We start from the raw sequence: 22,933 nt of genomic DNA on the forward strand, positions 1-22,933 counted from the left end.
ATGCAAAGCGGCGCTGAAAGGGAAGTTTCGGGGGGATTTTCTTTTCAAGAGCAGATGTCTCAGAAGGACACTGAGACCAAAGAAGCAGGCAACAGCGACAGCAAGGCAGGACCTTCCGACGCAGTATTCGAGCGCGTTAAAACGCAGCTCCGTGCACGTCTGGGCAGTGAGGTCTACTCCAGCTGGTTCGGTCGTATGAAGCTCATGGAAGCCTCCAAGGGCTCCGTGCGCATCTCGGTGCCGACCGCCTTCCTGCGCTCTTGGATCAACGGGCATTATCTGGACCTCATTACCGAGCTCTGGAAGAAAGAATCGCCAGACACGCTGAAGGTGGAGATCGTCGTACGCACGGCAACGCGCAATGTACGCACCTCCCAGGACAGCAAGCCGGCGGCAGCGCGCAAGGTTTCGACCCGGCCGCAGACCGCACTGGCCACGGGAACGCTTTCGGCGAACCCGGCCGCACGGTCCGCTCCCGCGCAGATGCCGGACCTTGAGGGACGCTCCAACATTCTGGGGTCTCCTCTCGATAGCCGGTACACGTTTGAATCCCTCATCGAGGGCACATCCAACCGCGTGGCATGCGCGGCGGCGCGCACTGTTGCGGAATCCGATTCCAATGCAGTTCGCTTCAACCCGCTGTTTCTCCACGCATCCGTCGGCCTCGGCAAGACGCACATGCTGCAGGCAATCGCCGCAGAATCGCTGCGCCGCAAGCCGCAGGCCCGTGTCGTCTACCTGACGGCGGAATACTTCATGTGGCGCTTCGCAACCGCGATCCGCGACAACAATGCGCTGACCCTGAAGGAGCAGCTGCGCGACATCGATCTTCTCATCATCGATGACATGCAGTTCCTGCAGGGCAAGTCGATCCAGAACGAGTTCTGCCATCTCCTGAACATGCTGCTCGACAGCGCCCGTCAGGTGGTGGTGGCCGCAGACCGGCCGCCCTCAGAGCTGGAATCGCTTGAGCCGCGCGTGAAGTCGCGCCTCAATGGCGGCGTTTCGCTGGAGATTGGCGCACCGGATTTCGCCATGCGCCTTTCGATCCTGAAGCAGCGCCTTGAGAGCGCGCAGGCCGAGGACGCATCGCTGGATATCCCGGAGGAGATACTGGTCCATGTCGCACGTTCCGTGACCGGCAGCGGCCGCGAACTGGAAGGCGCGTTCAACCAGCTTCTGTTCCGCCACTCCTTCGAGCCGCAGATCACCATTGACCGGATCGACGAGATCCTCGGCCATGTGTGCCGTGCAGGCGAGCCCAAGCGTGTGCGCATCGAGGACATCCAGCGCATCGTCGCACGGCACTACAACGTGTCGAAGACGGAGCTTCTGTCCAACCGCCGCACGCGGACCATCGTGAAACCGCGCCAGGTGGCCATGTACCTCTCCAAGGTCATGACGCCGCGCTCGCTGCCCGAGATCGGCCGCCGCTTCGGCGGGCGTGACCACACGACGGTGCTGCATGCGGTGCGCAAGATCGAGGGTCTGACCGATGGCGACAGGCAGCTTGCACAGGAGATCGAACTCCTGAAGCGCCTGATCAGCGACCAGGCTTAACCGGACAGGCCGGCAGGTTTTCGAGCCTGCCGGCATTTTCCTTTTGGAGCGCCGCCGCCAGCCGGGAAGGCGCTCTTTTGTTCCCGGCAGGGGGCGCATCGCAGCCAGGGCGGCGCGGCGCAACGCCGCCAGGAGCCTTCTTTTCCCCAGAATGCGCGGCGAACGAGCGCGTAAGCCCATGACAGGCTTGCGTTTCCCGTTGATTTCCTGTCATTTTGGGTCAAATCAAGCCTGTTCACGGCTGTCCTGGACATGCGTCATGTTTGCCGGGCTATTCTTCATTCAAGTGAGATTGATTGGTCATGCGTGTTATTCTGGAACGCTCCACCCTTTTGAAGTCCCTGAACCATGTTCATCGCGTGGTGGAGCGCCGCAACACCATCCCGATTCTGTCCAACGTGCTTCTGAGCGCTGACGGCGCGAGCCTGCAATTGAAGGCGACCGACCTCGACCTCGAAGTGACCGAGGCTGCGAGCGCGACAATCGAGCAGGCCGGCGCGACGACCGTGCCCGCGCACCTGCTCTACGACATCGTGCGCAAGCTGCCGGACGGCGCAGAGGTGATGCTGAAGACGGACGAAGACGGCAATGCCATGTCGGTGATGGCCGGACGTTCCAGCTTCCGCCTCCAGTGCCTGCCGCAGTCTGACTTCCCCGAGCTTTCCGCCGGCAATTTCTCGCACATCTTCCGCCTCGACTCGGCGGATCTGAAGGCGCTGATCGAGAAGACGCAGTTCGCCATCTCCACCGAGGAGACGCGCTATTATCTGAACGGTATCTTCCTGCACACGATCGAGTCCGAGGGCAGCCTCAAGCTGCGCTCCGTGGCAACCGACGGACACCGCCTTGCACGCGCCGAGATGGAAGCGCCGGCCGGCTCCGAAGGCATGCCGGGCATCATCATCCCGCGCAAGACCGTGGGTGAGCTGCAGAAGCTGGTGGACGCGCCTGACGTGGCCGTGACGGTTGAGCTTTCGGACACGAAGATCCGCTTCACAATCGGCAGCGTGATCCTGACTTCGAAGCTGATCGACGGCACCTTCCCCGACTATCAGCGCGTGATCCCGACCGGCAATGACAAGCAGCTGGTGATCGACCGCCAGACCTTCGCTTCTGCCGTGGACCGCGTTTCGACCATCTCATCCGAGCGCGGCCGCGCCGTGAAGCTGACCATCGCCGAGGGCCAGGTGACGCTCACCGTCAACAACCCGGATTCGGGCTCGGCAACGGAAGAGCTGGCGGCGGATTACGAATCCGACCCCATCGAGATCGGCTTCAACGCCCGCTATCTTCTGGATGTGGCGGCGCAGCTTTCGGGTGGCAATGCACGCTTCCTCCTGGCCGATGCCGGTTCGCCGACCCTCGTGCAGGATGAAGGCGACGAAAGCACGCTCTACGTTCTGATGCCGATGCGCGTCTAGGCGTCGATGGCTCTCCCTTGGTCGAGCAGACATCCGGCAGGCAGCCCGTAGCCCAGGTTCACGTAACCAGGCTCAGCCTGACCGACTTCCGCAATTATCACGCCCTGGCGCTGGATCTCGCGCCGGGCGCCGTGGTTTTGACCGGCGAGAACGGCGCCGGCAAGACGAACCTGCTCGAAGCCGTTTCCTTCCTCTCCCCCGGCCGTGGCCTGCGCCGCGCCAAGTTCGACGATGTTGCGCGCGTGGGCGCTGAAACGGGCTTTGCCATCCATGCAAGGCTTGAAGGGCCTTTCGGCGAATGCGAGATCGGCACCGGCACTGCCGGAATGCAGCCGGGCGCTGAAACCGGCCGCCGCCTGCGCATCAATGGCGAAACCGCGCGAACCGCCGACGCCATGCTCGAATGGGTGCGCGTTCTGTGGCTGACACCGGCCATGGATGCGCTGTTCACCGGGCCTGCCGGCGACCGCCGCCGCTTTCTCGACCGTCTCGTTCTGGCCATCGACCCGGCCCATGGCCGTCGCGCGCTCGACTATGAGAAGGCAATGCGCGCGCGCAATCGCCTTCTGTCGGAGGATTCGCGCGATGCCGGCTGGTTCGACGCCATCGAGACCCAGATGGCCGAAACCGGCGTGGCGATTGCAGCGGCCCGCGCCGAGATGGTGCGCCTTCTGGCGGCGATGAATGAGCGCCTGCCCGCCGATGGCCCCTTCCCCACCGCCGAGATTGCGCTCGAAGGCACGATTGATGCGGAGATCGGCCGGAACGCCGCCGTGGATGTCGAGGAAATGTTCCGCCGGCTCCTGCGCGACCACCGCCCGCGCGACCGCGCTGCCGGGCGCACGCTGGAAGGCCCGCACCGCAGCGAGCTTCTGGTGCGCCACGTCCCCAAGGACATGCCCGCCGCACGCTGTTCCACCGGCGAGCAGAAGGCGCTTCTCGTGGGGCTGATTCTCGCTCATGCGCGCCTGACCGGCGAGCTTTCGGGCAGCGCGCCCATCCTTCTGCTGGACGAGATCTCCGCGCATTTCGACCCGGACCGGCGGGCAGCGCTCTTCTCGATTCTGGAAGAGCTGAACTGTCAGGCCTTCATGACCGGCACGGAGGCAAGCCTGTTCTCGGCCATCGAAGGCCGCGCGCAGTTTTTCTCCGTATCGGCCGGCGCGATCCACGAACCACGCTGACACCCTCTCTCCTGCCGGATAAGATCGCCGCATGACCGAGACAACCACATCCTCCGCCGCCCTTTCCGACACCGAGCTGGAGCGCTATGCCCGCCATATCGTTCTGCCGGAGATCGGCGGCGCCGGGCAGCAGAAGCTCAAGAAGGCACGGGTTCTGGTGATCGGCGCAGGTGGGCTCGGCGCACCGGTTCTGAGCTATCTGGCGGCTGCCGGCATCGGCACGCTGGGGGTGATCGACGACGACACAGTGTCGCTCTCCAACCTGCAGCGTCAGGTGATCCACGACACGGGCAGTGTCGGCATGGAGAAGGTGGAGAGCGCCCGGGCAAGCATTCTTCGCATCAACCCGCATGTGACGGTCGAAACGCATGTGAAGCGGCTTGATGCGGAGAATGCCGCCGGCATCATCGCCGCCTATGACATCGTGGTGGACGGCTCGGACAATTTCGCCACGCGCTACCTTCTGGCCGACACATGCGCGGCGGTGGAACGCCCGCTCGTGACGGCGGCGGTGGGCCGCTTCGACGGGTCGCTGACCGTGCTCAAGCCCTTCGAGCGGGACGGCGACGGCAACCCGCTGCCGGGCTATCGCGACCTCTTTCCCGAACCGCCGCCGGCGGGACTGGTGCCAGGCTGCGCGGAAGCCGGCATTGTCGGCGCGCTGACCGGCGTGATGGGAACGCTGGAGGCGATGGAGGTGATCAAGCTGATCACCGGAGCGGGTGAACCGCTGATCGGCCGCCTGCTGCTTTACGATGCGCTGGCAGCCCGTTTTGAAACCGTAAAATACCGGCGGCGTGCGGGCTGAGATTACCGCTTACCCGTTGCAATGCTGCATTGATGCCCTGCGTGGTTCGACAAGCTCACCATGAGGGACGGGGGCTGTATAGAGGGGCGGTAGAGTTCCCCGAGCCTCCGAACCAGGTTTCCTGCAAGGCACACCCGTCCCTCATGGTGAGCTTGTCGAACCACGCACCACGCGACGGTCAGGAAACCTTGGGCAAACGAAATCGCTGCGCGGCGAGCACCACGCAGTGATCAAGCCCACAAGGCAATGAGTCGTCTGCTCAGACGTTTTTCGGCAGAACCCGGTCCGGCGGGCGGTGACCATCGAAGAAGGTGCGGATGTTGATGATGACCTTCTCGCCCATGTCGATGCGACCCTCGATGGTCGCCGAGCCCATATGCGGCAGAATCACGATCTTGTTCTTCTTCGCGAGCTTGAGAAGCTTGGGATTGACCGACGGCTCATGCTCGAAGACGTCGAGCCCTGCGCCTGCCAGCTTGCCCTCTTCGACCAGGCGGATCAGCGCATCCTCATCCACCACATCGCCGCGGGCCGTGTTCACCAGATAGGCGCGCGGCTGCATCAGCTCCAGCCGGCGCGCCGACAGGAGATGGAAGGTTGCAGGCGTTGAAGGGCAGTTGACGGAGATGATGTCCATGCGGGCCAGCATCTGGTCGAGGCTGTCCCAATAGGTTGCCTCCAGTTCGTCTTCGATGGCCGGGGAAACCCGCTGACGGTTGTGATAATGGATCGACAGACCGAACGCCTTTGCGCGCCGCGCCACGGCGGTGCCGACGCGACCCATGCCGACAATGCCGAGACGCTTGCCCCAGATGCGGTGCCCCAGCATCCATGTGGGCGACCAGCCATCCCACTTGCCGCCGCTGCGCAGAACCTCTGCGCCCTCGGTCAGGCGGCGCGGCACGGCGAGCATGAGCGCCATGGTCATGTCGGCCGTGTCTTCGTTGAGAACATTGGGCGTGTTGGTGACGGTGATGCCCTTCCTGGCGGCGGCCACCACATCGACATTGTCGACGCCATTGCCGAAATTGGCGATCAGCTTGAGCTGGTCGCCGGCCTGCGCGATGAGGGCGGCGTCGATCCGGTCCGTGATCGTGGGAACAAGAACGTCGGCTTCCTTGACCGCAGCCACCAGTTCGGGCTGCGTCATCCGCCTGTCGTCGAGATTGAGGCGCGCGTCGAACAGTTCGCGCATGCGCGTTTCGACCTGATCCGGCAGCTTGCGGGTGATGACGACGAGAGGCTTCTTCCTGACGGTCATATGGTCTCCAAAATAACGCCCTGTTGATACCTCTTTAACCAAGATACGCGACACTGCAATGCCGAGCCGGGCTGCCTTCTCTCTATCAAGCGGTGGCGGCCAAGACAAAGAAAAAGGGTGGAAGCGCTCGTTCCGCCAGAACAAGGTTACCGGGAGTTCCGCAATGCCGGCCAACGCGCCATTCCGTTCACTGTTTGCAGCCCTTGCCGTCGCCATGCTGGTTGCGACGCCAATGACGACACATGCACAGGCAAACACTGAACCGAATGAGAAGGTCGGCCCGAGCGGGCTGCCCCTGCCCCGTTTCGTCAGCCTGAAATCGAGCCGCGTGAACATGCGCGTCGGCCCCGGGCTGAGCTACGCGGTGAACTGGATGTACATGAAGTCCGGTCTGCCGATGGAGATCATCCAGGAATACGACAACTGGCGGCGCGTGCGCGACGCCGATGGCGCGGAAGGCTGGATCAACCAGGCGCTGCTTTCAGGCCGCCGCACGGCCATCGCGGCCCCGTGGTTCAAGGGCAAGGAAGCCGATATCGAACTGCGCGCCGACCCGCAGGAAGACGCGCGCCTCGTGGCCCATATCGAGCCCGGCGCGATCGGCTCCATCAAGCTCTGCAACGGAGACTGGTGCGAAATGGAATTCGCCGGTTATTCGGGCTGGGTGAACCAGTCGCAGATCTGGGGCGCCTATCCCGGCGAAACGATCAAGGATTGATCGCGGGCGGCGAAAGCCGCAGCCTCAGAATATCGGACTGAAAAGTAAACGCAGGGGGGGCTGGCGCGTCCTTCGTGCATCCGGCTGGATGCACGGCGATCCAGAGCGTTCCCGCTCTTCCTGAAATTGCAAAAACGCTCGAGTGTTTTGTTTTTGCGCAATTCCGGACGGAAAACCGGTTCCCACTTTTCCTGGAATTGCTCTAGTGGCGCTTGCGGCGCAGTCTCACAACGATATCGACATTCGCGATTTCCATACCTTCCGGCGGTTCGGGAAGGTTGCGGACCTCGACGCCACGCGAGGGAATGTCGAACACCGTCTCGTCTTCCTCGAAGAAGAAGTGATGGTGATCGGACACATTGGTGTCGAAATAGGTGCGTGCGCCTTCCACCTGAACGATGCGCAGCATGCCCGCCTCGGTGAACTGGTGCAGCGTGTTGTAGACGGTGGCAAGCGAAACGGAGAAGCCGGCATGCTGGGCTTCCTCATGCAGCGCCTCGGCCGAGACATGGCGGTCACCGGAGGCGAAGAGGAGATCGGCAAGCGCGATGCGCTGGCGTGTCGGGCGCAGGCCCGCATTCCTCAAACGCTCTTCCAGCGTGACGTTCTGTCCTTCGTTCGAGATAGACAATGAAACCGTCCGTCTTTCCTGTTGCATGAGCCCCGGATTGTATTTCCCGGCTCTGGCTGCAGCATTTTCTTCATCCGACATATATTCGCTCCATTCAAAGCGATCAATAGCGGCAGTTTTTCGGGGGCAGTCATGGCCGGTTTTGCAAATTCCCACAACGGCTGTTTCCAGCAAGAAACAAGCTGTGATAGGGAGAGCGCACAATGACAAGAAAGGTTTCGGCACGACCGGACCATGGACGGGATGGCTTTTGATGGCGCAAACGAAGAACAGCTACGACTACGAAGATCTCCTGGCCTGCGGCCGGGGTGAACTTTTTGGACCCGGCAACGCCCAGTTGCCTGCTCCGCCCATGTTGATGTTCGACCGCATCACCGACATTCAGGAAGAGGGCGGTGAGTTCGGAAAGGGCTATGCCCGCGCCGAGTTCGACATCAAGCCGGACCTCTGGTTCTTCCCCTGCCACTTCATCGGCAACCCGGTGATGCCTGGCTGCCTTGGCCTCGACGCCATGTGGCAGCTGACCGGCTTCTACCTCGGCTGGCTTGGCTTACCCGGCAAGGGCATGGCGCTCTCCACCGGTGAAGTGAAGTTCAAGGGCATGGTCACGCCTGACGTGAAGAAGGTCGAATACGGCATCGACTTCAAGCGGGTGATGAAGGGCCGCCTCGTGCTCGGCATCGCTGATGGCTGGCTCAAGGCCGATGGCGAACAGATCTACAAGGCAACCGACCTGCGCGTCGGCCTGGCCAAGCAGGAAGCCTGATTTTCAATCACTGACTGGCGGCCGACGTTCGGCCCAAGGAGAGCATCATGAGACGTGTCGTCGTCACCGGTCTCGGAATCGTATCCTCGATTGGCAACGACGCAGACGAGGTAACCGCCTCGCTGCGCGATGCGAAATCGGGCATTTCGTTCTCGGAAGATTTCGCCGAACACGGCTTCCGTTGCCAGGTATGGGGCGCACCGACGCTCGATCCGGCTGAGGTCGTCGACCGCCGCGCCATGCGCTTCCTCTCGAAGGGCGGCGCATGGAACCACGTGGCCATGGAGCAGGCGATTGCCGACTCCGGCCTCGAGGAAGGCGACATCACCAACGAGCGCACCGGCATCATCATGGGTTCGGGCGGTCCGTCCACCCGCACCATCTTTGAAGCCGCGCAGACGACCATCGAAAAGGGCTCGCCCAAGCGCATCGGGCCGTTCGCCGTGCCGAAGGCCATGTCTTCCACGGCGTCGGCGACGCTCGCCACCTGGTTCAAGATCCACGGCGTGAACTACTCGATCTCGTCGGCCTGCTCGACCTCCGCACACTGCATCGGCAATGCGGCGGAATTGATCCAGTGGGGCAAGCAGGACATCATGTTCGCCGGCGGCCACGAAGATCTCGACTGGACCATGTCGAACCTCTTCGACGCCATGGGCGCCATGTCCTCCAAGCACAACGACACGCCGGCCACGGCCTCGCGTGCCTATGACGCGACGCGTGACGGCTTCGTCATCGCTGGCGGCGCGGGCGTTCTGGTTCTGGAAGAGCTCGAGCACGCCAAGGCGCGCGGTGCGAAGATCTATGCCGAGCTGACCGGCTATGGCGCGACCTCCGACGGTTTCGACATGGTTGCTCCTTCGGGTGAAGGCGCGGTGCGCTGCATGAAGCAGGCGCTCTCCACGGTGACCGGCGATGTCGATTACATCAACACGCATGGCACGGCGACGCCGGTGGGCGATTCCCGCGAGATCGAAGCGATCCGCCAGGTGTTCGGCGACAAGATCCCGCACATCGCATCGACCAAGTCGCTGACCGGTCACTCGCTCGGCGGCGCAGGCGCACAGGAATCGATCTATTCCATCCTGATGATGCAGGCAGGCTTCATCGGCGAGAGCGCGCACATCACCGAGCTCGACCCCGAGTTCGAGGGTGCGCCGATCGTGCGCAAGCGCATCGACAACGCCAAGATCGACACTGTGCTTTCCAACTCCTTCGGCTTTGGCGGCACCAACGCCACGCTGGTTTTCCAGCGCTACGCAGGTTGAGATAAGGTCCATGGACGGTTTGATGAAGGGTAAGCGCGGCCTCATTATGGGGGTCGCCAACGACCATTCGATTGCCTGGGGCATTGCCAAGAAGCTTGCCGAACAGGGCGCGGAGCTTGCCTTCACCTATCAGGGCGATGCTTTTGGCCGCCGTGTGAAGCCGCTGGCCGAGAAAGTGAACTCCAAGCTGCTCTTCCCGTGCGACGTGGAAGACAGCGCTTCCATCAATTCCGTCTTCGACGGTCTGAAGGAAGAGTGGGGTTCTCTCGACTTCATCGTTCACGCGATCGGTTTCTCCGACCGCAACGAGCTGAAGGGCCTCTACGCCAACACCACGCGCGAGAACTTCGTGCGCACCATGGTGATCTCCTGCTATTCCTTCACGGAAGTTGCCCGCAAGGCGGCTGAAATGATGGACAATGGCGGGCAGATGCTGACGCTGACCTATGCGGGTTCCACCCGCGTCATGCCCAATTACAACGTGATGGGCGTGGCCAAGGCCGGTCTTGAGGCAAGCGTGCGGTATCTGGCGAGCGACTACGGCCCGCGCAACATCCGCGTCAACGCGATCTCGGCAGGCCCGGTGCGCACCCTGGCCGGTGCCGGCATCTCCGACGCCCGCTACATGTTCTCCTACCAGCAGCGCAATGCGCCGCTGCGGCGCACTGTGGTGATCGACGAGATCGGCGGATCGGCGCTTTACCTCCTGTCCGACCTGTCGTCCGGCGTGACCGGCGAAATCCACTATGTGGATTCCGGCTACAACACCGTTTCCATGCCCACCATGGAAGAGCTGAAGCGGATCAGCGCCGCCACCGGCGACGACTGAACCGGATCAGACCGGCCCGCTACTTGCGGGCCCACAAAACCTTGAACACCGTATCGCGGCGCAGCTCACCCTGTGCCGCGAAATGCTTTTGGAGGCTCTCTTCATAGGGGAGCTGCCTGTTGGCGACGAGGAACAGCCGCCCGCGCGGCTTGAGCGCCTTTGCCGCCGCCGCGATCATCGCATGGCCCATATCGGGCTCCGCAGCCCGGCTGCGATGGAAAGGCGGGTTCATCAGGATCACGTCATAGCGCTCGTTCACCGGCTCTCCCAGAAGGTCCTGCCAGAAGAAGCGCGCCGGCATCTGCGGCGCCCTTGCGGCCATGTTGCGGCGGGCCGCCTCCAGAGACGCGTGATGCGCCTCATAGAGATCGATACTCTTCACCTCCGGTGCGCGCTCGGCCGCGGCAACGGAAAGATAGCCCCAGCCGGCCGCGAAATCAGCTATCGCGCCTGACAGATTGTCCGGCAGGCATTCAACGAGAAGCGCCGAGCCCGGATCAATGCCGTCATCGGAAAAGCCGCCGGCTGCGGTGGCGAAACCGTCCGCCTCGCTGTCGCCGGCGCTCAGCTCGGCCATCAGCGCAGGCTCCAGCCGCTCAGGCCGGCGCAACCAGAACACGACACCATGATGCTTGGAGGCATGATCCTCAAGCTCCACCAGCGACGCCATGCGCTTGCGCACGCTGCCGCCCCCGTCTTTCTTGGCGCAGGCCGCAATGATGAGCGCGCCGGCGCGCGTCCGGTTCAAAGCCTCGGCAAGGCGCTGTTCGTTCTCACGCCGGTGCCTGCCAAGCAGGACAAGCGCCATGTCATAGCCCTCGCCCACCGGCTCCGGCTCCACGGTCACACCAGCCTGGCTGAGCGCCAGATAGTCGGGCCGATAGCCCTGAATGGCCGTGAGACTTCCCGAGAAGTCGGATGGCAGCAACAGGCCGCCCGGTGCGCCCAGAAAAAGCACACGCTCCCCCTCGCCCGGCGGATCGATCAGCCCGCGCTCGAATGGAAACAGAAGGGTGGCAAGCGGTGTGTCGGTCATGGATGCGGTTCCGGATATGAAAACGGGCGCGACCTCAATGGCCGCGCCCGCATGTTGGTTCAGAAGGGAAGCGGGATCAGCCCTCGGCGTCCTCGGCCTCTTCCTTCTTCTTCTCGCGGACGATTTCCTTGCCCGTCTCCTGGTCGACGACCTTCATGGAGAGGCGAACCTTGCCGCGCTCATCGAAGCCCATCAGCTTCACGAACACCTTGTCGCCTTCCTTGACGACATCGGTGGTCTTGCCAACGCGCTCCTGCGCGAGCTGCGAGATGTGCACCAGACCGTCGCGCGGACCGAAGAAGTTCACGAATGCGCCGAAGTCGGCGGTCTTGACGACCGTGCCTTCGTAGATCTCGCCCACTTCCGGCTCTGCCGTGATGGAGTGGATCCACTTCTTCGCTGCTTCGATTTCCTTGGCGTTGGAAGAAGCGATCTTCACGGTGCCGTCGTCCTCGATGTTGATCTTGGCGCCGGTCTTCTCGACGATCTCGCGGATCACCTTGCCGCCGGAACCGATCACGTCGCGGATCTTGTCGGTCGGGATCTGCATGACCTCGATGCGCGGCGCGAATTCACCCAGCTCACCACGGCTCTCGGAAAGGGCCTTGGCCATCTCGCCGAGAATGTGCAGACGGCCGTCCTTGGCCTGGTCGAGGGCGATCTGCATGATCTCCTCGGTGATGCCATCGATCTTGATGTCCATCTGGAGCGAGGTGATGCCCTCATCCGTGCCGGCGACCTTGAAGTCCATGTCGCCGAGGTGATCTTCGTCACCCAGGATGTCGGAGAGAACGGCGAAGCGCTCGTCTTCCTTGATCAGGCCCATGGCGATGCCGGCAACCGGCTTTGCCAGCGGCACGCCGGCGTCCATGAGGGCCAGCGAGGTGCCGCAGACGGTTGCCATGGAGGACGAACCGTTGGACTCGGTGACCTCGGAAACGACGCGCAGCGTGTAGGGGAACTGGTCCGCTTCCGGCAGCATCGGGTGGATGGCGCGCCATGCGAGCTTGCCATGACCGATCTCACGACGGCCGGGCGAACCCATGCGGCCCGTCTCACCCACGGAGTAGGGCGGGAAGTTGTAGTGCAGGAGGAAAGCCTCCTTGTAGGTGCCGGTGAGCGAGTCGATGAACTGCTCGTCTTCGCCGGTGCCCAGCGTTGCAACCACGAGGGCCTGCGTCTCACCACGGGTGAAGAGCGCGGAACCGTGCGTGCGCGGCAGAAGACCTGCCTGGGCTGCGATCGGGCGAACCGTCTTCAGGTCGCGTCCGTCGATGCGGCCGCCGGTGTCGAGGATGTTCCAGCGAACGATCTTGCCCTGCAGGCTCTTGAAGACCGTGTTGACCTGCTCGGCCGACCACTTGGTCTCTTCCTCGCCTTCCGGCAGGAGCGTCTCTTTCACCTTCGCCTTGGCGGCGTCAACGGCGTCGTAGCGCTTCTGCTTGTCGGTGATCTTGTAGGCTTCGCGCAGATCGCTTTCGACGATCTTGAGCATCTCGCCTTCGAGCTCGGAGAGATCCGGCGGCGTGAAGTCGCGGGGTTCCTTGGCTGCAACTTCGGCGAGCTTGATGACCGCGTCGATGACCGGCTGGAAGTTCTTGTGGCCGAACATGACGGCGCCGAGCATGACGTCCTCGGGGAGCTGCTGAGCTTCCGATTCCACCATCAGAACGGCATCGCCCGTACCGGCGACGACGAGGTCGAGCTTGGTCTCTTCCATCTCGTCGACATGCGGGTTGAGGACGTACTCACCACCGATGTAGCCAACGCGCGCTGCGCCGATCGGGCCCATGAAGGGAACGCCGGAGAGCGTGAGCGCTGCGGAAACGGCAACCATGGCGACGATGTCCGGATCATTCTCCAGATCGTGCTGCAGCACGGTGGCGATGACCTGCGTGTCGTTCTTGTAGCCATCGACGAAGAGCGGGCGGATCGGGCGGTCGATCAGACGGGAGACCAGCGTCTCCTTCTCGCTCGGACGGCCTTCGCGCTTGAAGTAGCCACCCGGGATCTTGCCGGCGGCAAAGGTCTTTTCCTGATAGTTGACGGTCAGCGGGAAGAAGTCGAAGCCCGGCTTCGGCTCTTTCGCGGAAACGACGGTTGCGAGAACAACGGTCTCGCCATAGGTGGCGAGCACTGCGCCGTCTGCCTGACGGGCAATCTGGCCGGTCTCAAGAATGAGCGGACGACCGCCCCATTCGATCTCAACTTTGTGGTGCTTGAACATATCTTGTCCTTTTGCGCCGAAGGGTGCGCCAACGCCTGGCTGCGCGTCTCTCCGGCTCTGCTTCGTTGTCGGACGAGCCACGGGCAAGACAACGGGAGGCTTGGGTTTGGCCGGCTCTGTGCCGCAAGCATCCTGCAATCCTGCCCCATGACCTGTCCATTAGGGCCTCGGCTATCCGGTCTTGCAGGCATGAGATGGCGGCAAAGCCGCCGTCGCAATCATGCCTGGCCGGAGCCGTGAGACATGCAAATCTTTCGCATGCCCAAATGAGACCGGCGGACACCCCTTGGTATCCGCCGGCCAAATCAGCTTAGCGCCGCAGTCCGAGCTTCTCGATCAGCGTCTTGTAGCGGCCTTCGTCCTTCTTCTTCAGATAGTCCAGAAGACGGCGACGCTGGGAGACGAGCTTCAGGAGGCCACGACGGGAGTGGTTGTCCTTCTTGTGGTCCTTGAAGTGCTCGGTGAGGTTCTTGATCCGCTCGGTCAGAATAGCGACCTGGACTTCCGGAGAACCCGTGTCGCCCTGAACGGTGGCAAATTCTTTCAGCAAATCCTGTTTGCGCTCTGCAGTAATCGACATCGGCTTCCTTTCTGGAATTTAGGGAAAAGGGTCGCCCTCAGCCGGGATGTCGTCCAGCCGGGGCCATTCAACAATGCGCACTCAAGGCGCAATGATGGCTGGCATATAGGCGAAATCGCATGCGATTACCAGCCCAAACATTGTCCGTTGCGCCGCCGCTCAGCCCGCCGCTCAGCCCTGGGGCTCCTCGCCGCGCGCCGCTTTGGTGAGATCCGGCTCGAGCCTGTCGACCGGAATCTTGAACACGCATTCCAGCCCGTCACGGTGGAAGACACGTGAAATCTCCGCGTCCAGCGTACCGCCCACCATGCGATCGATGATCTCCGTGCCGAAACCGCGACGGTTTGTGCGCCGGCGCGCCCGCGCCACATGTTCACGCCAGTTGATGACCAGCATGTCGTCCCTGATTTTCCAGGTGATGTCGAGACGCCCGTCATTGTTCGAAAACGCACCATACTTGGCGGCGTTGGTCGCCAGTTCGTGCACGGCAAGACCAATAGTCTGGGCCGGCTGGTTTGCGAGACGGAATTTCGGACCGTTCATCGTCAGGCGATCAGGGCTGTCGGGGCGGAACGGATCGACCTGCACCGACAGAAGTTCATGGAGTTCCACGCCGGCCGCACCGCCGGCGATGAGCAGATCGGTGGAGCGCGCCAGACCGTACAGGCGCTTCTGGAACGCATCCTGGAAACCGGCGAAGGTGCGCGAACTGCGCGCCGTCTGCTTGGCCATGGACGAAACCACGGTGAGCTGGTTCTTCGAGCGATGCGCCACCTCGCGCATGAGAAGACGGATCTCGTTTTCCGCCTGCTCTCGGTCAAGCGCGGCTTCGGCAAGTGCGGAGGACACGGTTGCGACCTCGGCAATCGGATATTCGATGGCGTGGACCGGTTCGCCCGCCCCCAGCCGTCGCGCATCACGCGCAAGCCGGCGCACCGGCCCGGCGATCTGCCGACCGAGAAGCCATGCCGCGAATGCGCCGATGGCGATGACCAGAAGACCGCCAGCCAGAAGCATGCGCAGCGAATAGCGCATGGGCTCCTCGATCGTCGTGGTGGAGGCCCAGACCACGGATTTCCAGCCGCTGAAGCCCGATTCATCGATGATCGTGATATAGGTGCCGCCCTCCCGGCCCTCTGCTGGCTCCGCCTCGCGGTAGATGCCATCGCCCTCCAGATCCAGGAAGAACGGCTTCCCGACCTCCGAAGACATGAAGGACGAAGCGACCACGGTGTTGTTCTTGTCCACCACCGAGGCGTTCCAGCCGCCACGCAGCATCTGCTGGGACAGCACGTCCGTCAGCGTATCCGCATAGCGCGTCATGACGAGCGTGCGCGGTGGTCCGGAATCGGGAAAGAACGGCTTGACCACCTTGAAGCTCCACTTGCCGGCGAGCTTGCCGAACAGAACGCCCGAGGTGACCGTGGCCTTGCCCTTCAATGCCGCCTCGGCGACCAGAGGATCATCAAAGGGCTGCAAAGCCTCGCCAAACGGCACATTCGTGTTGAGGAGTGGTTTGAAGTTTTCGTCCAGCACGCGCAGGTTGGAGCCACTGCCCGCCAGGGCAAGCTTGGCGCGGTAGTAAAAGTCCTCCATGTCGCCCTCGGTCAGCGACGGCGTGGTGGAGAGGACGCGCAGCGTGGTGTTCATACCGCTCAATTCGCGGTCCACCGCCTCGGCGATGGAACCGGCCATGGCTTCGGCCAGTGTCGTCACCACTTCGCGCTGTGCTTCATTGTTGCGTTGAAGCAGAACGACCGAAACCCCGATCGCGGGGATGATGGTGACCGCGATCAGGAGGAACAGAAAGAAGCTGATTGGTTTGGGACCTGAGACAAACGCCCCTATGCGCTCAGACAGTGTTCCCCGAGACGCGCTATCCGTTGACTGCATGCAATTCGCCCGACCCTAGCCTTGTTTGTGTACACAATGCACGAAACGGCCAAGGGTTGCGCGGCGAATTGCAGAAATCGTTCTGTTGCCGGATTGAGATCGGCGTGGTCGGGCCCCGACAGCTTCAGGCGGCGAAAACGCGCTTCGGCTTGAACATGCCGGCCTCGACGGCGCCAAGCGCCACAAGGCGTCCGCGGGCGCTTGCCCAGGCTTCGGGCGCTTCCACCGGCGCATCGCGTCCGCGCACGATCACCGGATTGCCGAGCCTGAGACGCGCTGCGGCGTCATCCGTGACGGCAACTTCCGGCAGCCCTTCGAGCGCCGTTGCAATGTCGAGAAGATAGGCGTCGAGCGCTGCAAAGTCGCCAGCCTCGCGGTCGCAGTCTTCCAGCGCTTCCTCAAGAGCTTCCAGCGTGACGAGCTGTTCGTCCACGAACGGATAGACCTCGGTACGGCGCAGTTCGGCGATGTGGCCGTAGCAACCCAGATCGCGCCCCATGTCGCGTGCGAGGCTGCGCACATAGGTGCCCTTGCCGCATTCGACCTCGAAAACCGCCTCATCCGGCGTGAACGAAACCAGGTCCAGCCGGCCGATCTCGATTTCGCGCGCGGCGATTTCCACCGTCTCGCCTTCGCGGGCAAGATCGTAAGCACGCTCGCCGCCGATCTTCACTGCGGAATATTGAGGCGGCGTCTGCATGATGATGCCGGTGTAGTTCGGCAGAAGCGCGCGCACGGCCTCTTCGGTCGGGCGCTCGTCGGATGTCTGGGTGACCGGACCCTCAAGATCGTCGGTGGAGCGCTCCTCGCCCCAGGCAACCTTGAAGCGATAGACCTTCGCGCCGTCCATGACGAAGGGAACGGTCTTGGTCGCATCGCCAAGCGCGATGGGCAGCATGCCGGAAGCCAGCGGATCGAGCGTGCCTGCATGGCCCGCTTTCTCCGCATTGAACAACCACTTGATCTTCGAAACGGCGTTGGTGGACCCCATATTGGCTGTCTTGTCCAGGATCAGCCAGCCATTGATACGACGTCCCTTTCGCTTACCGCGTCGCGCCATCAAAGATCATCCTCATTGCCGTCGTCGTCCCCCAGGTCGCGGGCCACTTCCGGCGACTTCAGAAGGCGATCGATCTTGTTGAAATTCTCGAAACTGTCATCCACCCGGAACCGCAGCTCCGGCATGTATTTCATCTGCCGCAGGGCCGGGGTGATACGGCCGCGAATGTAGCGCGCATGGCGGTTGAGCGCCGCGACGACCACATCCTTGTCGGCAGCGCCCAGCGGCGAAACATAGGCCGTGGCGATCTTGAGGTCCGGCGACATGCGCACCTCGGAAACCGAAATCACCGTATTGGCGAGCGCATCGTCGCTGACATCGCCGCGTTGCAGCGCCTGCGAGATTGCATGACGGACCTGCTCGCCGACGCGGAGCTGGCGTTGTGAGGGAGCGGAAGACGGCATGGAGCACCTTCTTGCGGGGAAAGCCCTATTGTATCCGCATCGCGGATATCGGCAAATTATGAAAGCGGAACGTCAGACGCCGGAATGAGAGATGGGGCATCAAGTGCCCCATCTTCCACGTTCCAAACGTACGCGCACCAGAGCATCGGACCGAAAAGTGAAAACCGGTTTTCGGCAGTTCCGATGCTCCATCAACAATCCGGATCGTCCTTTGTGCGTCCGGATGGACGCACGACGACCTAGAGCGAGCGCGTGACCATCTCGACGCGATAGGCCTCGATGACATCGCCGGGGCGAATGTCTTCGTAGTTCTCGAACGCCATGCCGCATTCCTGACCGGCAGGCACTTCGGAAACCTCGTCCTTGAAGCGCTTGAGCGTCTTCAGCTTGCCTTCGTGGATCACCACGCTGTCGCGGATGAGACGCACGCCGGCGCCACGCTCGACCTTGCCTTCGGTGACACGGCAACCGGCAACCTTGCCGACCTTCGTGACGTTGAAGGTTTCCAGGATCTCGGCGTTGCCGAGGAAGGTCTCGCGACGCTCCGGCGACAGAAGGCCGGACATGGCCGCTTTGATGTCATCCACGAGGTCGTAGATGATGTTGTAGTAGCGGATCTCGATGCCTGCATCCTCGGCTGCGTCGCGCGCCTGCTTGTTGGCGCGAACGTTGAAGCCGATGATCGCGGCGCCCGAGGTCTCGGCCAGCGACACGTCGCTTTCCGTGATCGCGCCGGCACCCGAGTGAACGATGCGTGCGCGAACCTCGTCGGTGCCCAGCTTGTCGAGCGCGCCGGCAATGGCTTCGATGGAGCCCTGCACGTCGCCCTTGACGATGAGCGGGAACTCTTTCAGGCCCGTGTCCTGCAGCTGCGACATCATCTGCTCGAGCGAACCGCGCTGACCCGCCTGGCGGGCAACGGACTTCTCGCGCGCCAGACGCTGGCGGTATTCGGAGATCTCGCGGGCGCGGGCTTCGCTCTCGACAACCGCAATGCGGTCACCGGCCTGCGGCGGGCCCTGAAGCCCCAGAACCTCAACCGGCATGGAGGGCGGAGCTTCCTTCACCTGGTCGCCATGATCGTCGATCAGCGCACGCACACGGCCCCACTCATTGCCGGCAACAATGATGTCGCCGGTCTTGAGCGTGCCGGCCTGCACCAGCACGGTGGCGACCGAGCCACGACCGCGGTCGAGCTTGGCTTCGATGACGACGCCTTCGGCGGAGCGATCCGGGTTGGCCTTGAGTTCCAGAACCTCGGACTGCAGCAGAACGGCTTCGAGCAGCTTGTCGAGGTTGGTTCCCTTGACGGCGGAGACCTCGACATCGAGGACTTCACCACCCATGGATTCCACGAACACCTCGTGCTGCAGCAGCTCGGTGCGGACCTTGTTCGGGTCTGCTTCCGGCTTGTCGACCTTGTTGATGGCAACAATGATCGGAACGCCGGCAGCCTTGGCGTGATTGATGGACTCGATGGTCTGCGGCATCACGCTGTCGTCAGCCGCCACCACGAGGATGGCGATGTCGGTGGCTTCCGCACCACGGGCGCGCATCGCGGTAAAGGCGGCGTGACCGGGCGTATCGATGAAGGTGATCTTCTGACCGTCCTGCTCGACCTGGTATGCGCCGATATGCTGGGTGATGCCACCGGCTTCGCCCGAAACGACGTTCGCCTTGCGGATCGCGTCGAGAAGCGAGGTCTTGCCGTGGTCGACGTGGCCCATGATGGTCACGACCGGCGGACGCGACTTCAGGTCCTCGGTCTTGTCCTCAATGTTGAAGAGGCCCTCTTCCACATCGGACTCGGCAACGCGCTTCACGGTGTGGCCAAACTCCTCGGCCACCAGCTCGGCGGTGTCAGCGTCGATCACGTCGCCGGGCTTCAACATCTGGCCCTGCTTCATGAAGAACTTGATCACGTCCACGGCGCGCTCGGCCATACGCTGGGCGAGTTCCTGAATGGTGATCGTCTCGGGAACAACCACCTCGCGGGCAATCTTCTCACGCGGCTCCTGATGCTGGGCGCGCTTGAACTTCTCCTGGCGGCGACGCATCGAGGAGAGCGAACGTCCGCGCGTCTCGCCATCGTCGGAAAGCGCGCGATTGAGCGTGAGCTTGCCACGACGGCGCTGATCGTCGGTGCGCGGCTTTGCAGGCGTGCGCGGAGCCTCAACCTTGGGCGCGGCGCGCTTGATCGGCGTGCCCTTGCTCTTGGAGCGGGCGTCGCCATCGTCGCTCGGCGCGGGGGCGGGCGTCGCCTCTGCGGCGGGAGCCGGCGGTGCGCGGCGGCTGGCTTCTTCCTCTGCGCGACGACGCGCTTCGGCTTCGGCCTTGAGACGCTCTTCTTCTTCGGCCTGGCGGCGTGCGGACTCTGCCCGCTCGCGCTCACGGCGCTCTTCTTCTTCTGCCCGGCGCTTGGCGTCCTCGGCAGCGCGCTTGCGCTCCTCGGCCTCACGAACCTTGGAATCCTGAAGGGCGCGACGGCGCGCTTCCAGCTCTTCCTTGGAGAGTTCGTTCAGAACCACACCGGAACGGTTGCCGCCCTGCGGCGGACGCGGACGCTCACGATGGCGCTGCGGCGCAGGCTTGGGCGCAGCCGGCTTCGGCTTTGCCGCCGCCGGAGTCGGGGCCGGTGCGGGTGTCGGCGCCGGAGCCGCCTCGCCGCGTTCGTCAGGCCGCGAGAACTTTCGCTTCTTCGTCTCGACGACGACAGACTTGGAGCGTCCATGCGAGAAGCTCTGGCGCACGGTGCCCTGCTCAACGGAGGGCCGCTTCAGCGTCAGTGTTTTCTTCTTCTCGACGCTCAGCGTCTTGTCGTCACCGGTTTTCGTATCCGTCATTCCACATCCTCTGCGGTGCCCAGTGCAACCGCTGCCGGTTTGTCCGCGCTTTCGCCTCGAAAAGTCCCGAGCGCATTTACGCGTTTCAGCGCCGCCTTGCCCGCGTCCCGCCCGAACACGGCAGCATGTATCACATTTGTGGCTCCCAATGCCAAACTCATTTCTTCTTCGGAAAAGAGTTTGTAAGCCGGTATCGCTGGTCCGCCCATATGAACCACCGCGCGTCGGGCAGCGGTGATCTTGCGAACCCCGTCATGCGAGCCTTCGCGGGCATGCAACACGCCATAGGCCTTGCCACTGCGCACCGAAGCCTCAACCTTCGCCGCACCCAATGCCACGGCTCCGGCCTTGCGCGCAAGCCCAAGAGAGCCGAGAGCGGCTTTTGAGAGCAATTCATCGACCAGAGCGCCGAGATTATCTGGCGGTCTGACCGAAGTTTTCAAGGCGCGGGCGAAAAGGTTCTTCTCCGCTGCCTTGTCGACATGGGCGCGGTCAGCAGTGACCCAGCACCCGCGTCCCGGTAGATTGCGCTTCAGATCGGGAACGACCATGCCGTCCGGGCCCGCGACGAACCGGATCAGGTCCTCCGCAGGTCGCGCCTCGCGCGAGACAATGCATTTGCGGTCGTTCATGTCTTCCACGATATCTCCAGAACATCCTGCTAACGCGCATCGCAGCGCGGCTCCACAGGACCACGATCAAACAGGTTTGCAGAGCGCGCTGCATGTGTCACGGGGACCGTCACGCGCTCTGCAGCCATCATATCAGGCCTCTGCGCCTTCTGCCTTCTCGGGCGCTTCCGCACCCTCGACGGCAGCTTCTTCAGCGCCTTCCACTGCCTCGGCCTCAACCTCAGCAGAGGCTTCTGCCTCTTCCTCAGCCTCGGTCACGAGGTCTTCCTCGGAAATCCAGCCCATCTTCAGACGGGCGGCCACAACCATCTGCTCGGCCTCGGCGCGCGAAACGTCGAACTTGGACAGAACGCCCGGCTCGAATTTGGTCTCGCCGTCCTTACGCTCTTTCCAGCCAACCAGATCGTCGACGGCGTAGCCTGCGAAGTCCTCGATGGTCTTCACGTCGTCTTCGCCGACGGCAACCATCATCGCGGTGGTGATGCCCGGGATCTCCCGCAGCTCGTCCTCAACGCCCAGCTCCTTGCGCTTGGCGTCGAACTCGGCCTCGATGCGCTCGAGATATTCGCGGGCGCGCATCTGGATCTCTTCGGCTGTTTCCTCATCGAAGCCATCGATGGAGGCAATCTCGCCGGAGTCCACGTAAGCCACTTCCTCGACGCTGCTGAAGCCTTCGGAAGCGAGCACCTGGCCAACCATCTCGTCGACGTTGAGCGCATCCATGAAGAGCGACGAACGCTCGGTGAATTCCTTCTGGCGACGGCCCGACTCTTCTTCCTCGGTCAGGATGTCGATGTCCCAGCCGGTGAGCTGCGACGCCAGGCGCACGTTCTGACCGCGGCGGCCAATGGCCAGCGAAAGCTGGTCGTCCGGCACCACAACCTCGATGCGCTCTGCGTCCTCATCCAGCACCACCTTGGCGACTTCGGCCGGCTGCAGTGCGTTGACGATGAAGGAAGCGGCGTTCTCGTTCCACGGAATGATATCGATCTTCTCGCCCTGAAGCTCGCCGACAACCGCCTGAACGCGGCTACCACGCATACCCACACAGGCGCCGACCGGATCGATCGAGGAATCGTGGCTGATGACCGCGATCTTCGCGCGCGAGCCCGGATCGCGGGCCACCGAACGGATCTCGATGATGCCGTCGTAGATTTCCGGCACTTCCATGGTGAAGAGCTTCGCCATGAACTGCGGATGCGTGCGCGACAGGAAGATCTGCGGGCCGCGCTGCTCGCGCCGCACGTCATAGACATAGGCGCGGACGCGGTCGCCATATTTGAAGATTTCGCGGGGGATCAGCTCGTCGCGACGGATGATCGCTTCGCCACGGCCCAGATCGACGATGACATTGCCATATTCGACGCGCTTGACGGTGCCGTTGACGATCTCGCCGATGCGATCCTTGTACTCGTCATACTGACGGTCGCGCTCGGCCTCGCGCACCTTCTGCACGATCACCTGCTTGGCGGACTGTGCGGCGATGCGGCCGAAATCCATGGGCGGAAGCTGCTCGGCGAGGAAATCGCCGGGCTGTGCGTCCGGATTGCGCGTGCGGGCATCGCGCATGGAAATCTCGCGTGCCGGCTCTTCGACATTCTCGACGACTTCCATCAGGCGCTGCAGCTTCATCTCACCCGTCTGCGGGTTGATGTCGGCGCGGATATTGGTCTCCTGACCATAGCGCGACCGCGCGGCCTTCTGGATGGCATCGGCCATGGCGGCGATGACGATCTGCTTGTCGATGGACTTCTCGCGGGCCACCGCGTCGGCGATCTGGAGAAGCTCCAGCCTGTTCGCACTGACTGCCAT

At 62.9% G+C, this 22,933-nt stretch carries 19 protein-coding genes; 8 read left to right on the top strand and 11 right to left on the bottom strand.

Annotated features, from left to right (window positions below):
* Positions 1–54: 54 nt before the first annotated feature.
* From dnaA to AC4PTT_RS00020, 4 genes are all read left to right on the top strand, one after another.
* Positions 55–1,560, top strand: a complete 1,506-nt coding sequence (dnaA, locus tag AC4PTT_RS00005) for a chromosomal replication initiator protein DnaA (RefSeq protein ID WP_222474204.1) — start codon at positions 55–57, stop codon at positions 1,558–1,560.
* A gap of 302 nt (positions 1,561–1,862) precedes the next feature.
* On the top strand, positions 1,863–2,981 hold the full coding sequence (gene dnaN / locus AC4PTT_RS00010) for a DNA polymerase III subunit beta (protein WP_492161886.1): 1,119 nt from the start codon (positions 1,863–1,865) through the stop codon (positions 2,979–2,981).
* Positions 2,982–2,998: 17 nt separating this feature from the next.
* Entirely contained in the window at positions 2,999–4,165 is a 1,167-nt protein-coding gene (gene recF / locus AC4PTT_RS00015; RefSeq protein WP_206553418.1) for a DNA replication/repair protein RecF, read from the top strand.
* A gap of 31 nt (positions 4,166–4,196) precedes the next feature.
* On the top strand, positions 4,197–4,973 hold the full coding sequence (locus tag AC4PTT_RS00020; protein ID WP_492161887.1) for a molybdopterin-synthase adenylyltransferase MoeB: 777 nt from the start codon (positions 4,197–4,199) through the stop codon (positions 4,971–4,973).
* A 259-nt stretch (positions 4,974–5,232) separates the two neighbouring features.
* Here AC4PTT_RS00020 and AC4PTT_RS00025 read toward each other — a convergent pair whose 3' ends face one another.
* On the bottom strand, positions 5,233–6,234 hold the full coding sequence (locus AC4PTT_RS00025; RefSeq protein ID WP_475085081.1) for a 2-hydroxyacid dehydrogenase: 1,002 nt from the start codon (positions 6,232–6,234) through the stop codon (positions 5,233–5,235).
* 163 nt (positions 6,235–6,397) lie between these two features.
* Here AC4PTT_RS00025 and AC4PTT_RS00030 point away from each other — a divergent pair, with 163 nt between their 5' ends.
* Positions 6,398–6,952 (top strand): SH3 domain-containing protein, encoded by a 555-nt coding sequence (locus tag AC4PTT_RS00030; RefSeq protein WP_113153833.1) that lies wholly within the window; start codon positions 6,398–6,400, stop codon positions 6,950–6,952.
* A 202-nt stretch (positions 6,953–7,154) separates the two neighbouring features.
* Here the strand turns inward: AC4PTT_RS00030 and irrA are convergent, their stop codons facing one another.
* Positions 7,155–7,583, bottom strand: coding sequence for an iron response transcriptional regulator IrrA (gene irrA / locus AC4PTT_RS00035; protein WP_236042250.1), 429 nt, complete (start codon positions 7,581–7,583; stop codon positions 7,155–7,157).
* 253 nt (positions 7,584–7,836) lie between these two features.
* Between irrA and fabA the strand changes: the two genes are divergently transcribed.
* The 3 genes from fabA to fabI are packed head-to-tail and all read left to right on the top strand — an operon-like array spanning position 7,837 to position 10,446.
* Complete coding sequence (gene fabA, locus AC4PTT_RS00040; protein WP_113153832.1) at positions 7,837–8,349, top strand: 3-hydroxyacyl-[acyl-carrier-protein] dehydratase FabA; 513 nt, start codon at positions 7,837–7,839, stop codon at positions 8,347–8,349.
* Between the two features lie 47 nt (positions 8,350–8,396).
* Positions 8,397–9,617 (top strand): beta-ketoacyl-ACP synthase I, encoded by a 1,221-nt coding sequence (gene fabB, locus AC4PTT_RS00045; RefSeq protein WP_113153831.1) that lies wholly within the window; start codon positions 8,397–8,399, stop codon positions 9,615–9,617.
* 10 nt (positions 9,618–9,627) lie between these two features.
* Entirely contained in the window at positions 9,628–10,446 is an 819-nt protein-coding gene (fabI, locus tag AC4PTT_RS00050; protein ID WP_113153830.1) for an enoyl-ACP reductase FabI, read from the top strand.
* A 19-nt stretch (positions 10,447–10,465) separates the two neighbouring features.
* On the opposite strand, the gene AC4PTT_RS00055 is transcribed toward fabI, so the two are convergent.
* The 9 genes from AC4PTT_RS00055 to nusA all read right to left on the bottom strand — a co-directional run bounded on the left by AC4PTT_RS00055 (position 10,466) and on the right by nusA (position 22,933).
* The gene (locus tag AC4PTT_RS00055; RefSeq protein WP_492161888.1) at positions 10,466–11,482 is read right to left on the bottom strand and encodes a class I SAM-dependent methyltransferase; all 1,017 of its coding nucleotides are present in this window, start codon (positions 11,480–11,482) and stop codon (positions 10,466–10,468) included.
* Positions 11,483–11,558: 76 nt separating this feature from the next.
* Positions 11,559–13,709, bottom strand: a complete 2,151-nt coding sequence (gene pnp / locus AC4PTT_RS00060; protein ID WP_113153828.1) for a polyribonucleotide nucleotidyltransferase — start codon at positions 13,707–13,709, stop codon at positions 11,559–11,561.
* Between the two features lie 310 nt (positions 13,710–14,019).
* Positions 14,020–14,289, bottom strand: coding sequence for a 30S ribosomal protein S15 (rpsO, locus tag AC4PTT_RS00065; RefSeq protein ID WP_113153827.1), 270 nt, complete (start codon positions 14,287–14,289; stop codon positions 14,020–14,022).
* A 171-nt stretch (positions 14,290–14,460) separates the two neighbouring features.
* A complete protein-coding gene (locus AC4PTT_RS00070; protein ID WP_113153826.1) occupies positions 14,461–16,182 on the bottom strand; it encodes a sensor histidine kinase in 1,722 nt (573 codons plus the stop codon).
* A gap of 124 nt (positions 16,183–16,306) precedes the next feature.
* Positions 16,307–17,242: a tRNA pseudouridine(55) synthase TruB gene (gene truB, locus AC4PTT_RS00075; protein WP_113153825.1), complete on the bottom strand. Its 936-nt coding sequence runs from the start codon at positions 17,240–17,242 to the stop codon at positions 16,307–16,309.
* Entirely contained in the window at positions 17,242–17,646 is a 405-nt protein-coding gene (rbfA, locus tag AC4PTT_RS00080) for a 30S ribosome-binding factor RbfA (protein ID WP_113153824.1), read from the bottom strand. Before rbfA ends, truB begins: the two co-directional genes overlap by 1 nt.
* A gap of 239 nt (positions 17,647–17,885) precedes the next feature.
* Complete coding sequence (gene infB, locus AC4PTT_RS00085; protein WP_113153823.1) at positions 17,886–20,489, bottom strand: translation initiation factor IF-2; 2,604 nt, start codon at positions 20,487–20,489, stop codon at positions 17,886–17,888.
* A complete protein-coding gene (locus AC4PTT_RS00090) occupies positions 20,486–21,121 on the bottom strand; it encodes an RNA-binding protein (protein ID WP_113153822.1) in 636 nt (211 codons plus the stop codon). The genes infB and AC4PTT_RS00090 overlap by 4 nt, the downstream gene beginning before the upstream one ends.
* 132 nt (positions 21,122–21,253) lie before the next feature.
* Positions 21,254–22,933, bottom strand: coding sequence for a transcription termination factor NusA (gene nusA / locus AC4PTT_RS00095; RefSeq protein ID WP_113153821.1), 1,680 nt, complete (start codon positions 22,931–22,933; stop codon positions 21,254–21,256).

This window comes from Nitratireductor sp. WH36-1 (assembly GCF_058725515.1).